This is a genomic window from Mangrovibacterium sp. (assembly GCF_059905295.1).
In genome coordinates this window covers 32,193-47,076 of sequence record NZ_JBZQJF010000046.1, presented here as the reverse complement: position 1 = coordinate 47,076, position 14,884 = coordinate 32,193, and the positions used below count along the sequence as shown (strand labels likewise).

Genomic DNA, 14,884 nt, shown 5'->3' with positions numbered 1-14,884 from the left:
CTTTTGCGAAATGAAATTATTGGCCCGTTTCAGGAGTGGCTATCAGGAAATAAAAGATGCATGATTCCGGCGAATCACCAACAGGGATGAAAGTGGAGGAAAACAAGAGAAGGCAGTTGAAAACAATCGAATGAAGATGGAAGCTTGCCAGGAGCGAGACCAGCCTTTTTTTGTCGAAGGTGAGAAGCGAAAGCTTAATGAAACCGCTATACCTGGAGCTTGCAACTCGAAACATGGAACTTTGAGGGTTGACGGATTGATGGAGCTTCAAGTACAAAGCTGATAGCCCGGTACTTGTCCCGAACTTGCTTCGGGAGGGCTTTGATATCAGTAGAAAACACATCCCCATCCTCATCCGCGATGTTGGGAAACGCGCCAATGTTTAACCGCGGAAAGCGCAGAGAAGACGCAGAGGGATGGATTAACGATTGCCGATTAAGTAACCAGCAACAGCCACTGGCCGCCACAAAGGTAACTATGCCCGCAACTTGGAACTTGGAACTTGAAACTTGAAACTTGAAACTCAGAAGAGACTTTCAGAAAAAAAGCCACCGGGCTAAACCCGATGGCTAAAGGATATCACGTTTATAAAATTGAAACCTAGTTAATCAGGTCAACACTGCGACGAACAAATTTGTCCAGATCGGCACCTTTTAACAGGCCGTTTGCCAACAGTGCCAAATCAACCAATTGTTTGGCCAATTTGCTGTCTTTTCCGAAAGCTTCCAGTTTGCTGCGTTTATCAGCCTCCAGTTCAGTGATCTTCTTGCTCACATCATCCAGCTTTTCTTTATCGGCAGCAGGAATTTCTTCCTCCTCCTTACCTTCCTTGGCTTTCTCTAAAGTATCTTGTTCTGCTTTCAAGGTAGCCAAAGCAGCATTTGCAGTCTCTAAATCACCACTAAGTGCAGCATCTTTATCGGCCAACACTTTTTTCACCAAGGCGTGATCGGTATTAACGACCAGGTTCAGGCTTTCCGGCATATCGCCATAAAAATTCATACCAGCACCTTGCAGCTTACTCATATCTTTCATACGACGCATAAACTCGTTGCGGGTAATCACCATCGGCTGAGCATTCGAGCCCATCGCTTTGAAATCAACCACATAGTTTACACCATTATCGGCAGGGCAAACGGATTGGAAAACCGGACTCAATTCCTCGCGTTCTTCCTGGCTGATTTTGTCGCTTTCGTCTTCTTTGGCAATCAGGTTATCCACCACATCCGAATCAATACGAACAAAACGTTTTTTCGAATCTTTCTGCTCAAACTTGTTGATCAGGTGTGTTGACAATACATCATCCATCACGATCACATCGTAGCCTTTATTCTTCGCATCCTGAATAAACGTATATTGCTCCTCTTCGTTACTGGTATACAAATAAATCAGGTTGCCGTCTTTATCGGTTTGGCTATCCTTAATCAGTGTTTCATATTCTTCCCAGGTGAAGTACTTGCCTTCGGTATTTTTAAACAAGAAGAAATTCATGGCTTTTTCTTCGAACTTCTCTTCGCTCAACATACCGTATTCAATGAAAATCTTCAGATCATCCCACTTTGCCTCAAAATCTTCCCGGTTGTCTTTAAACAACTGCTGCAAACGATCGGCAACTTTCTTGGTAACGTGGCTGCTGATTTTCTTCACATTCGAATCGCTTTGCAGGTACGAGCGCGATACGTTCAACGGAATATCCGGCGAATCGATTACCCCATGCAACAGGGTCAAAAAGTCCGGCACAATACCTTCAACCGAATCGGTAACAAATACCTGGTTGCAATACAGCTGAATTTTATTCTTCTGAACCTCGATGGTATTTTTCAGTTTCGGGAAATACAGAATACCCGTCAGGTTGAAGGGATAATCCACATTCAGGTGAATGTTGAACAAAGGATCTTCACCATAAGGATACAACTGACGATAGAATGAAGCATAATCTTCATCTTTCAGGTCAACCGGCTTTTTAGTCCAGGCCGGGCTTGGATCGTTAATTTGGATGTCCTCGTCGGTTTCAACTTCTTTGCCATCTTTCCAATCTGTTTTCTTGCCGAAAACAACCGGGATTGGTAAGAACTTACAGTATTTGTTCAGGATCTCGTCCAAACGGGCTTTATTCAGGAACTCTTCCGACTCTTCATTCACATACATGATGATGTCAGTTCCTACTTCAGCGCGTTCAGTTTCTTCCAAAATATATTCAGGGCTTCCGTCGCACTCCCAGCGAACAGCTGTCGATCCTTCTTTGTACGATTTGGTTACTACTTCAACTTTATGCGAAACCATAAACGAAGAATAGAAACCCAATCCAAAGTGACCAATGATCGCATTGGCATCATTCTTATATTTTTCCAGGAATTCGTTTGCTCCCGAGAAGGCAATCTGGTTAATGTACTTCTCGACTTCTTCGGCAGTCATCCCAATACCATGATCCGAAACCGTGATGGTTTTCTTTTCAGCATCAAATGAAACGCTCACTTTGGCGTTCTCCACCGAAACAGCTGTTTCACCACGTGCAGCCAATGTTTTCAGCTTTTGTGTTGCATCAACCGCGTTCGAAACAATCTCGCGCAGAAAAATATCATGATCGGAATACAGGAATTTTTTAATAATCGGGAATAAGTTGTCGCTTGATACGCCAATTTTACCTTTTTGCATCTTCGTTGTATTTTAAAATAGATTAAACTTCAATTTTTACAGCTCCTGTTTTTCAAAGCCTGTGCCAAGTCCAAAATGTGACGAATTGTCACCTCATCTTTTCAAAACCCCGTCACACCCCTTTTTAACCTAGCTGTTTTTCAGAAAAAGTGGCACCATTTCAGTTCGAAAAAAAAAGCAAAACCATCCGATTAATGATATTGATTTGATTTACTGATTCCATAAATTTCGTCTATTAGTCATAGAATAAATCAGTTTGACACGTGTTGAATTCGTCCGTATGTTTGCATCAGATAAACTGAAAAACAAACATTTAAAAATTAATGAATATGTCACAGATTGGTAAACAAATCGTAGATTTCAAAGCTCAAGCTTACGTAAACAACGGATTTCAGGAAGTAACCAAACAAGATGTTTTAGGTAAATGGTCAATCTTCTTCTTTTATCCTGCCGACTTCACATTTGTATGCCCTACCGAGTTGGAAGATTTAGCTGATCTTTACGATCAATTCAAAGCAACCGGTACTGAAATTTATTCCGTTTCAACTGACACACATTTCGTACACAAAGCATGGCAAGATGCTTCAGCAACGATCAAAAAAATTAAATACCCGATGTTGGGCGACCCAACAGCTGTATTGGCAAGGGGTTTCGATGTGATGATCGAAGAAGATGGTTTGGCTGAGCGTGGAACGTTCATCGTAAACCCTGAAGGTGAAATCGTAGCTTACGAAGTTGTTGCCGGAAATGTAGGTCGTAACGCAGAAGAATTATTGCGTCGTTTGAAAGCTCTTCAATTTGTAGCAAGCCACGATGGTGAAGTTTGCCCTGCAAAATGGAAAGAAGGCGCTGCAACCCTGAAACCAAGCATCGATTTGGTTGGAAAAATCTAATTGATACGTCAACGTCATAACAACATTCAGGGAGGATTAATTCGTTTAATTCTCCCTTTCTTTTTCGAAAAAAGAAGTAATCGCGCGAGAACGAAGAACCCGAAACTTTAAACAGAAAAGCCATGTTAGATCAAGCATTAAAAGACCAGGTAAAAGGAATCTTTGCCAGTCTTCAAAACAAGTATACCTTCCGCATTTCAGTTGCTCCGAACCACCCGTCCAAAGCAGAGCTGAAAGGACTGCTGGACGATGTAGCTTCGTGTTCCGAAAAGCTGGATGTTCAGGAAACTGAAGGAGAAGGATTGGCCTTCACCATTCTGAAAAACGGCGAAGCCAGTCCGTTTGTCTTCCGTGCCGTACCTAACGGACACGAATTTACCACCCTCTTACTTGCTATTCTGAACCAGGATGGCATTGGTAAAAACCTGCCCGACACGATGATGGCAGAACGAATCAAGGGAATCGACAAGCCTGTTCATGTCAAAAGTTACATTTCGCTGAGCTGTACCAACTGCCCGGATGTAGTTCAGGCCCTGAACATCATGTCGATCTTCAACCCGAACATCCACCACGAAATTATCGACGGCTCCATCAATAAAGAGGAAGCTGAACAACTGAATATCCAGGCAGTGCCAACGGTTTATGCCAATGGCGAACAGTTGCACGTTGGCCGTTCGTCGCTGGGCGAACTGCTCGAAAAAATTGAATCACTCAGTGGTACCGAATATAAAACTGAAGCAGCCCCTGCCAAATCGTACGATGTCATTGTGGCCGGCGGTGGCCCTGCCGGCGTATCAGCTGCAATTTACTCGGCCCGCAAAGGATTCTCTGTTGCTTTGGTCGCCGAAAAAGTAGGTGGTCAGGTTACCGAAACGGTCGACATTGAGAATATGATTTCGGTACCTAAAACAACCGGATCGCAACTGAGTGCCAACTTAAAACTTCACCTCGACGACTACCAAATTGATGTGTTGGAAAACCGCCGCGTTACCAAACTCGAAGTGGTTGATGGTGTGAAAAATATTGAAACCTCTCTAAGTGAAAAGCTGTCTGCCCCGGCACTTATTATTGCCACCGGTGCCAGCTGGCGTAAGCTGAACGTTCCCGGCGAAAGCCAGTACATTGGCTCGGGAGTAGCCTTCTGCACCCACTGCGACGGACCATTTTACAAAGGCAAGCGCGTAGCGGTGGTTGGCGGTGGTAATTCAGGTCTGGAAGCAGCAATCGATCTTTCGTCTATTGCTTCGGAAGTAACGGTGCTCGAGTTTATGGATACGCTGAAAGGCGACCAGGTGCTTCAGAATAAGCTCGCTCAATTGCCCAATGTAAAAGTAGTTACCGCTGCACAAACCCTCGAGGTACTGGGCGACGGCAATAAAGTTGTGGGTATGAATTTTAAACACCGCCACGACGACCGCATTGAGCAATTAGATGTAGATGGCGTTTTCGTACAGATCGGCTTAACCGCCAACAGCGATGTTTTTGCCGGAGTAGTGGAAACCAACCGCATTGGCGAAATCATGATCGACGCCAACTGCCGCACCAGCCAACCGGGAATTTATGCTGCCGGCGACGTATCGCTGGTACCTTACAAGCAAATTGTAATTGCCATGGGCGAAGGCTCCAAAGCGGCCCTGTCAGCATTCGACGATAATATCAAAGGCGTTCAACTTGGTGTAGTTGAAGAAGCCCTTGCAAACTAACAACAGAAAGCTGCCCTTTACGGGGCGGCTTTTTATTCGACTGTCCCAACAATCCTCCCAACCCGCTCAGAAACATTACTGGCATAGTTTGATGCTCTACCGACACACTTAGAAGCTCCACCTCCACAGATCGAAGCTTCACCTCCACATATCGAAGCTTCACCTCCACATATCGAAGCTTCACCTCCACAGATCGAAGCTTTGTCGACACTCTTCGAAACAATACCGACACAGTTAGATAGAGTACTTCCACAGATCGAAGCTTTGTCGACACTCCCGGAAATGCTACCGACACAGATAGAAACTTCACCGACACGATTCGAAACTTAGCTGCCACCCTTAGCTGCATCACCGACATACACAGCTATCATGCTCCCCCATGAATTAAGGAATGATTAATCTTCCGGTATATTTCAGACAAGCCTCTCTTCAATCGCTGTAAAGCTTATAGCTTTGTCCGAAATTTTCGAAACTATGTGGGTTATTCTGGCGCTTATTTCAGCGGTTTTACTGGGTTTGTACGATGTATTCAAAAAGCTTTCGCTAAACGATAACGGGGTGTTGCCGGTTCTTTTTTTATCGACCGTAACTGCTGCCGTTGTAGTAACGCCTATCGTTCTCGGGTCAGTTTGGTTTCCCGATGCTTTTAAGCAAATCCACCTTTATGTGCCGCATATTACAGCCCGCGAGCATGGTCTCATCTTCTTAAAATCGGTTATTGTTGTCAGCAGCTGGATCTTTGCTTTTCACGCCATGAAACACCTGCCAATCACCCTCATCTCGCCAATCCGTGCTACCGGCCCTATCTGGACACTGATCGGAGCTATCATCATCTTCCAGGAGCGCCTCAACGCCATGCAATGGGTAGGCGTGGCGATCACCTTATTTTTCTTCTACCTGCTCTCAACAGCCGGAAAACTCGAAGGCATCAGTTTTCGCCGTAACATCTGGATATTTTGCATCATTGCGGCAACCTTGCTAGGTGCTGCCAGCGGCCTGTTCGATAAATTCATCATGCGCCAAATCGACCGGGTAGCCGTGCAAGCCTGGTTTTCATTCTACCAGGTTGTCGTTATGCTACCGGCAATCGCCTTGTTTCGTTGGGCAAAGCCCAAAGCCGAACGCCCTCCGTTTGAATGGCGCTGGAGCATTCCGATGATCGCTATCTTCCTGTTGTTTGCCGACTATGCTTATTTCTACTCACTCAGCATCCCCGACTCCATGATCTCGATCGTATCGGCTTTGCGCCGCGGTGGTGTGCTGGTTGCTTTTGTAACCGGTGCCATTCTGTTTCGCGAACGTAATATTAAAAGGAAGGGCATTTACCTGCTCGGGATCCTGCTGGGTATTCTCATCATCAGCTTCGGTACACACTAGCCATTAATTGGGGAAGAACTCAAGTTAATAAAGCTGAAAAATTAGACCGATTCATTGATTCAGTAACATTTCCTTTTAATTTTAAAGGAAAAAATGGAACACATTCAACTTTTCCAGGGAGACATTACACAATTGCATGTTGACGCAATCGTGAATGCAGCCAACAAAAGCTTGCTCGGTGGCGGTGGTGTTGACGGTGCGATCCATCGGGCAGCAGGTCCGCGCTTGTTGGAAGAATGCATCAAATTAAAAGGATGTGAAACAGGCGAAGCAAAAATCACCCAGGCCTATAAACTACCTTGCCGTTTTGTTATTCACACAGTAGGCCCGGTGTGGTACGGTGGCCAAATCGGTGAAGCCGACTTACTGGCTAATGCTTACCGCAATAGCCTCGAGCTCGCCCAAAAGCATCACTTAAAAACAATTGCTTTCCCCAATATCAGCACGGGCGTTTATCATTTTCCCAAAGAGGAAGCGGCCAAAATTGCCATTCAAACTGTTCGCGCATATCTGGCTGCCCATCCCCTGCCGGAAACGGTTATCTTTTGTGTATTTGATCAAGAAAACCTGGAGATTTACAGTCAACTATTAGAACTTGAAGAATAAACAGGCGTTAAAGAAGTGCCTCGCCAAACCAACATAAAAGCAGAATACAAGAAAACAGAACATTCATTCGTATGAAATTCTTTAAAATAGAAATTCAGATTACCGTTTTAACACTCATCATCGCAGCGGCTGTTGTTGGTTCCGGCTATTTGGTTTATACAAGCCTCTCACAAATCATCGAATCAATTCACAAAGAAGCACGTCCCGATTACAAACTACTCTTAATTAAAGATATCGCTCTCGACCTGAATGAAGTGGAAAACTCAGTGAGATTATACAGTCTGACCGGAAACGAAGATTTCATTTACAACTTCCACAAGTTAACAAAGGGGGTACACGAGAAGCTCAACAACCTGGAAGATTATGCCATTCCGGAAAGCAATGAGCTGCAACAAATTGATTCGATCCGGATGCTCTCGAACCGAAAACTGGTCATCTGGTCGCAAATTCGGAATTTACACAAGCAGAAGATCCAAAAGCCATCAACAAGCTTGTTAAGCGACCTGTCATCCAAGATTGACACAGTTCTGATTCAACCGGATACAATTACCTTTGAAAAACCCAAGACAGAAGGCTTTTTCAAACGACTGGGACGCGCGTTTACCAAACAGGACACAACAACAAAGGCACCTGTTATTTTGGATAAGCAGGAAGAAAAAGCGCAACTGAAGCAAGAACTGGCCGATGTAGAAGAAAAAATAAGCACCACCAATAAACAGCTGCAATACCAGGAAAAGCAATTGCTGGAGCGCAATATCAGTACCACAAACCAAATCAACCGGTTGATTATGCAACTGGAACAAAACGAGCAACGACGGCTCGAAAGTAAAACGGAAGAAGCCGATTTTATGGCCGCACAGATATACCGTCGCATTGTTCTTTTTACCGGAGCATCCATCCTGTTGTTGACGATTGTCTTGATTTTGTTCTACCGCAACCTGAAACAGAGTAAAGCCTACCAAACCATTTTACAGCAAGCCAGAAACGATGCAGAAAGACTGGCTCAGGCAAAAGAACGATTTGTAGCTACCGTAAGCCATGAAATGCGCACGCCGGTTAATGCCATCTTTGGACTAACCGAGCAAATGTTGCAACGGTCTGATGTTCCGGAGATGAAAAAAGATCTGACGATTGTGCAGAAATCCGCCGAACACCTGATTACCCTGGTCAACGACACCCTGGACTTTTCGAAAGCGGAATCGCAAAAGATGACTTTCGAGCATATCGACTTTGCGCCTACTGAACTACTGCAAGAGATTATTACGCTACATGAAGTTCCGGCTCGTAACAAAAGCCTAAAACTGGAATTGAAAAATTCCGTTCCTGATGACCGCGTCTATAACGGGGATCCGGTACGGCTGAAGCAAATACTGATCAACTTGTTTACCAATGCCATCAAGTTTACCGAAAAAGGAGGCGTAACACTCGAGGCAACAGAAGAACAACTCGATGAAGGACGCTTCAAACTTATCGTTGATGTTATCGACTCGGGAGCCGGCATGCCAACGAACCAGCTCGACAAGATCTTCGAAGCCTTTGTGCAATTGGATGGAGAGAATGCACAAAAACATCGTGGTGCCGGCTTGGGCTTAGCCATTGTCAAAAAACTGGTTGACATGCAAGGTGGACAAGTCTTTGTCAAAAGCCTGGTGGGTAAAGGCACCCGTTTCACCATTGAGATCCCCTATGCCCAAGGCAATCCGGAGGCTCTTGCTCAGTCTGCAACAACACCAATTGAAATCCCGGACTGGTTCCGCAATTTGCGAATTCTGCTTGTTGATGATGAAGAGTTTAATCTTTACCTCCTGAAAAATATCATGAACAAGTGGCAAGTTAGTTTCGAAGAGGCGCACAACGGACTGGAAGCAGTCGAATGCTATCAGAAAAAGCCATTTGACTTTGTGCTCATGGATCGGCGCATGCCGGAAATGGATGGTCTGGAAGCAAGTAAAAAAATATTGGAGATGGATGCTACCGCAAACATCATCCTGCTAACAGCAACCAACAGGGACGAAGATGAAGCAGAATGCCAAACGATTGGTATCCGTAAAATACTTCAAAAGCCTTTCCCGGAACGCTCCCTGTTCGATCTTCTCAATGGATTTGAAGTCAAAGGAATGGAAGCTTCGCCTCAAGCAACACCGTCAAGTTCTTCATTTGATTTGGAAAACCTAAAAACAGCTTTTGGTGGCGATGAGCAATTTATGCGCGAAATGATTGAGCTCTTCATCACATCGGCGAATAAATGTTTGCAAGCCTTTATGCAGGCTACAACAAATGAAGATCGTTCAAGCGTAATAGAAGCAGCTCATAAACTGGCAGCTCCTACAAAGCATATGATGCAGATGGATCTTTACGATCGGTTAAAAGAACTGGAGCACGAAGGCAAAACGGCTGAATGGCACATACTCCACGAAAAGATAGCAACAACAAGCCAACAGATTTCTGATTTGGTGAAGCAATTGAACGAGGTAATCGGTTAATTTCATTTAGAGAATATAAATCCTTCGCCTGTTGTAATTATCAAATTGAGAAAAAGGATCAAAATACGCACAATTATTACTATCTTGCGGCCTCAGAAAACAAATTAAAACAGTGTATGTCAGGAAAAGCTTTCAAAATTTTTGTTGTCGAAGACGACGAATGGTACCGTAGATTACTGGTACACAACCTTTCATTAAATCCGGATTACGAAATACAAGCCTTTGAAAACGGAAAAGATTGCCTGGCCCACATCGATGAGCAGCCCGATCTAATCACCCTGGATTACCGCTTACCCGATATGAAAGGGCTTGAAATCCTGAAAAAGGTCAAAGAAATTAATGAGGATATTCAGGTCATTCTAATTTCGGAGCAAGACGATATTTCAATTGTTGTTGAGCTGCTTAAAGAAGGAGCTTACGACTACATTGTCAAGTCGCGCGATATCAAAGAACGATTGCTCAATACAGTTCACAACATCCGTAACCGGAGTAATCTCAAAAAAGAAATCAGCAGCCTACGCAAGGAGGTTAAGAAGAAATACAGCTACCAGAATACCATTATTGGAAACAGCCAGGCAGCGCAGCATATCTTCGAACTGATTGACAAAGCCACCCGAACCAATATCACAGTTACCGTTACCGGAGAAACAGGAACGGGAAAAGAGCTGGTTGCCAAAGCAATCCACTACAATTCGAACCGTTCGAAAATGCCTTTTGTTGCAGTAAATGTGGCTGCCATTCCCAAAGATTTGATTGAAAGTGAACTATTTGGACATGAGAAAGGGTCGTTTACCGGTGCCAATTTCCGACGAATCGGGAAATTTGAAGAAGCAAACGGTGGTACCCTCTTTTTAGATGAAATGGCGGAGATGGACATTTCTCTTCAAGCCAAACTGCTAAGAGCATTACAGGAACGCGAGGTTATTCGAATCGGCAGCAATACACCGGTGAAGTTCGACTGTCGCATCATTATAGCAACCAACCGGAACTTGCTGGAAGAAGTGAAAAACGGGAATTTCCGCCAGGACTTATACTATCGGCTATACGGTCTCCCACTGGAACTACCACCACTTAGAGCCCGTGGAAATGATGTTATCATCCTGGCCAAGCATTTCATTCAACAATTTTGTTCCGAAAATAAGATGGTGGCAAAAAGTCTGAGTTCGGAAGCATCAACCAAGTTGATGGGCTACGCTTTCCCTGGCAATATCCGCGAATTGAAGTCGATCATGGAACTAGCCGTAACTTTGTGTGATCAGGATGAAATAACAGCAGACCATATCGTTTTTGGCGGCAGCCACGATGCCATGGCCGACATCACCAGCCAGGAATTGACATTGCGGGAATACGACATCCAGATTGTGAAAACCTTCCTGAAAAAATACGATAACAACACAAAATTGGTCGCCGAAAAACTCGACATCGGCGTTGCAACCATCTACCGTATGCTGAAAGAAGATAAAGCAATGGCTTAAGCAATAATTTCAGGCATTGTAAAGATTTTGAGCGAATTGGAAACCTCCGGTTCGCTTTTTTCATTTTAGTGCGTTTCATTTTGAGACTTCACCTATCAACGCTATCAAATTGATAAAATCTGAAACTCCCCTATTTTCAAACAAGCATTGATTTTCAACACATTACGCATATCAAAACTCCTTTGGCACTTCCTTTGGCTATTACTTGGCACAACTATTTGAAAGAGTTGATATTAAAAACCAATAATGGAGGATATGTACTATGGATAAGAAACAAATCAAAACGTTAGCTATTGCAGCAGTAGTCTTTGTAGTAGCAATTATGGGTGGAGTATACGTTTATACTCAAAAAGAGGCTCAATTAAAATCGCTGGATTCGGAAAAGACAGCATTATTTGAGCAAATGCAAGCTAAAGATTCATTAATGAATGATCTGGAGAGTACATTCAGTGAAATCGAAAACAGCTTAACATTCATCAAAGAAAAACGCAGCAACCTTTCAATTAAAGAAGGCGAAGGCGTAAAAGACCAAAAGAAGGAATTGATGTCTGACATCAGCCTGATGAACACCATGCTTGAACAAAGCAGTAAGAAAATTGATGAATTGGAAGCAAAACTAAAAAAATCAGGTATCAACCTGCGCGCTTTCGAAAAACGGATTGCTGCTCTGAACTCTGACATCAATACGCAAAACACACAAATTGCGGAGTTGAAGCAAATGGTTGAACAAAAGGACTTTCACATTGCAGAGCTTGAAACTAAAATCAACGAGCAAAATGAATTCCTGGCCACACAAACTGATTCTTTAACAAACGAATCGCAACGCTTAGTTGAGCGAACAAACGAGATGAATACCGGTCACGTAGCTTACGGAACCTACAAAGAGCTGAAGGATAAAGGTCTGCTGACAAAAGAAGGTGGAATCCTGGGTCTGGGTGCCAACACAGTCGTAAACAACCAATTTGATGATGATTACTTTACCAGTTTGGATATCCGCGACACAAAGATCATCCCAATACACGCCAAAAAAGCTCAAGTGATTTCAGAACATCCGGCAGATTCTTATTCAATGGTTGAAGAAGATGGTCAGATTGCTTATCTGCAAATCGACAATCCTGATGAATTTTGGAAGATTTCAAAATATGCAGTTATTGAGGTGAAATAAAATCCCGTTGTCTGGAAAATTGAAGTTCGAATAAATAATATTTTAAATATCCCTTACCTCGAATAATTGCGTTAACAAGCAAGAAGCCGTCACTGATTTCAGGACGGCTTCACTTTTTTATTCAGTTTCAAAAGTTGATTTCTACTCTTCAAAAAGTTGGTTCAAAGCATCAAAGTAATCTTCATTCCAACCTTCAACAATATTCTCATAGGCTTCATCCGGAATATTTACCTGCCGAACCTCCATACTTGTTCCACCCTTATGATCGTGCAACTTAATAGTTACCAAGGAGTTTTCCTCTTCCCCAAAATACCATTCCTGTACAATTTTATGGTTGGGTACAAACTCAATATTTTTTCCGCAAATAGCGCCATCCCACATGGAGAACTCTGTTCCTGCAACTGTTTCCATCTCTGCAGGCTCACCTGTCCATATTTCAATCATCAACTTATTTGTCAAGGCATTGTAAACGTCTTGAGGTGCTGCTGCCAGCTGATAATATTTCTTGAAGTCTTTCATAATTCGTGTACTAGTTCAATCGTTCGCGTTTATAAACCGGCTTATTCAACGTATAAGTAAAACCAATTGTTACAAACTCTTTGAGCTGCCATTTTGGTTTATAAATCGTGTTTCCGTCGGCGTCAACTCTATTCGTCGCAAAAGTAACATTGTCATCGTAAACCAAATGAAATAAGGCTTGCATATTAATGAAGTTACTCAATTTAAAGTTGAACGTATTTTCCCAGTCCACATCAAACTTCGAGAAAGGAGCTTTGTAATTGATGAACATTTTATACTTCGTCTGCAACGAGATGTCGGGTGTTAACTCCTTTTTAAGTGACAAATCCGCGTTGAGACCACCTTCCCACAAGCGCGTTTTATTCTCAGCAATACCAAAGTTTGTTTGGTCAATTCGGGCCGTATCCCGCACTGAAACTGTTTTGGAAGTTATCGGAGACAGCAACAAGGAGAAATTCTTATTAGGCTTATAATCGAGACCGAATTTGAATAAGGTTTTGGCTGGTGAACGGAACCCTGAAATTGGATTATCACGATCAGGATAATCATAGCCATTAAAGAACTGGGTTTCGTAGTCCAGCTCGACCGAATAATACCATTTCTTATAGGCCTGAATACCGTATCTTGTTATAAATTCAAATTTATCATCATTCTTTTGAATTCCATCGTCTGCCGGTTTCAACCAACCATTTCGCATCTCCAGTGAATTTTCCCATTTTGTTTTGTTTGAAGAATAATTTGCAAATCCTTTCAATACAAATAACAGGGCAAAAGAGCTTGTTCCACCCGACTTCCAGTTACTATAGTAAGTTTGCGTTAATCCGGTATTGAAGTTTCCTCCCAGTGTCCATGGGGTAATCACTTTGAAACGCTTATCAACTTTCTCCAGTGATCTGGGTTGTTCTATTTTTCCGAATTCAAAATCTTTCTTTTGCCGTTGCGAAAAGCGTGTAAATGTAACGCCATCATCAATCAGAAATCGTAACGAATTTCGGTTTAAAGCTTTCACCCGGACTCCCAGTGAATCATTTTGTTCGTTTTTAATGAACATACGGGATTGACCAGGATAGCTGTTACTCATGAAAACCTCCACCGAATCACTTGCTGAGTTATGCAACCAAATTGGGAGCTGCTCGGCATCGACATAATTCTGTAAAACGCGCAGGCTACTTTGGACCGAATCATTAACAACTGCCATCACCTGATCATTATAAGCTCTCAGCACAGTGTAATTGTTCAGTTTAATCGAATCAGAAAATTGTTTCTGCTCCCGGGCTGAATATTGTTTGATATATTCCTCACGGTAAGCTTCTGATACCGAATCAACATACTGCTTAACCACAAAGTCGTTATAACGTTTTCGGGCATCTTCCAAAATGGCTCTTTTGGTGCTGTCGAGCCTTTGTAAGCGTTTAAAATCATCCGGATTTGTAATCAGCGAATCAGGAAGCGCCCCAAAGTCCTTTAAACTATCAGGCATGGAAACATAACTGGTCCCCAACAACTGACTTCCCTCTTCAGGTTTCAAGGTTTTAACCTTCTGATCGAGATTGGTCAACAGCTGCTCCGGAATCGCAATTTGCTCCTTATGAATATTATCGCGCACCGATCGATCAATACGAGCCAATTGTTCTTTCAACTGGTCGTAAGGCACGTAACCGGGAACCTGTAAACTATCGGCTACATTTTCCGGAGTTCTGAAAAAATACCGTTCCCCCGAGGAATTGTATGAGTCTAGTTGTTTCATCAACGAATCAACCCGGTCATTTTGAATGTACTGAATTAATCCGCGGATCTTCGTTTCCAAACCCGAACTCTGCGGATACCAATTTCCTTGCCGATTTAATAACTGATTTAAATAATGGATGCTTGCTTTTACTGAATCCTGCTCTTCTCGCTTATCTTGAAGATTGATTGCCGACAAATTTTGAACGGAGAAAACAACAAGAATCCCAAACAGAATAAACCTGAACTTCATAATTTTAATCGTTTATAAGGCTAAAAAACT

10 protein-coding genes are annotated in these 14,884 nt (G+C 43.1%); 7 read left to right on the top strand and 3 right to left on the bottom strand.

Annotation, left to right across the window (positions count from 1 at the left end):
- Nucleotides 1-600 precede the first annotated feature (600 nt).
- Entirely contained in the window at nt 601-2,655 is a 2,055-nt protein-coding gene (gene htpG / locus AC37HE_RS02900) for a molecular chaperone HtpG (RefSeq protein WP_500781278.1), read from the bottom strand.
- Nucleotides 2,656-2,984: 329 nt separating this feature from the next.
- Between htpG and ahpC the strand changes: the two genes are divergently transcribed.
- From ahpC to AC37HE_RS02865, 7 genes are all read left to right on the top strand, one after another.
- Nucleotides 2,985-3,548, top strand: coding sequence for an alkyl hydroperoxide reductase subunit C (gene ahpC / locus AC37HE_RS02895; protein ID WP_500781277.1), 564 nt, complete (start codon nt 2,985-2,987; stop codon nt 3,546-3,548).
- Between the two features lie 122 nt (nt 3,549-3,670).
- Nucleotides 3,671-5,251 (top strand): alkyl hydroperoxide reductase subunit F, encoded by a 1,581-nt coding sequence (ahpF, locus tag AC37HE_RS02890; protein ID WP_500781276.1) that lies wholly within the window; start codon nt 3,671-3,673, stop codon nt 5,249-5,251.
- Between the two features lie 474 nt (nt 5,252-5,725).
- Nucleotides 5,726-6,628, top strand: coding sequence for an EamA family transporter (locus tag AC37HE_RS02885; RefSeq protein ID WP_500781275.1), 903 nt, complete (start codon nt 5,726-5,728; stop codon nt 6,626-6,628).
- A gap of 93 nt (nt 6,629-6,721) precedes the next feature.
- A complete protein-coding gene (locus AC37HE_RS02880; RefSeq protein WP_500781274.1) occupies nt 6,722-7,234 on the top strand; it encodes an O-acetyl-ADP-ribose deacetylase in 513 nt (170 codons plus the stop codon).
- 71 nt (nt 7,235-7,305) lie between these two features.
- Complete coding sequence (locus AC37HE_RS02875; RefSeq protein ID WP_500781273.1) at nt 7,306-9,717, top strand: ATP-binding protein; 2,412 nt, start codon at nt 7,306-7,308, stop codon at nt 9,715-9,717.
- A gap of 116 nt (nt 9,718-9,833) precedes the next feature.
- The gene (locus tag AC37HE_RS02870; RefSeq protein ID WP_500781272.1) at nt 9,834-11,192 is read left to right on the top strand and encodes a sigma-54-dependent transcriptional regulator; all 1,359 of its coding nucleotides are present in this window, start codon (nt 9,834-9,836) and stop codon (nt 11,190-11,192) included.
- Nucleotides 11,193-11,454: 262 nt separating this feature from the next.
- The gene (locus AC37HE_RS02865) at nt 11,455-12,357 is read left to right on the top strand and encodes a Cbp1 family collagen-binding glycoprotein adhesin (protein ID WP_500781271.1); all 903 of its coding nucleotides are present in this window, start codon (nt 11,455-11,457) and stop codon (nt 12,355-12,357) included.
- Nucleotides 12,358-12,498: 141 nt separating this feature from the next.
- Here the strand turns inward: AC37HE_RS02865 and AC37HE_RS02860 are convergent, their stop codons facing one another.
- Nucleotides 12,499-12,876, bottom strand: coding sequence for an SRPBCC domain-containing protein (locus AC37HE_RS02860; RefSeq protein WP_500781270.1), 378 nt, complete (start codon nt 12,874-12,876; stop codon nt 12,499-12,501).
- Between the two features lie 10 nt (nt 12,877-12,886).
- A complete protein-coding gene (locus tag AC37HE_RS02855) occupies nt 12,887-14,854 on the bottom strand; it encodes a DUF3078 domain-containing protein (RefSeq protein WP_500781269.1) in 1,968 nt (655 codons plus the stop codon).
- Nucleotides 14,855-14,884: the final 30 nt, after the last annotated feature.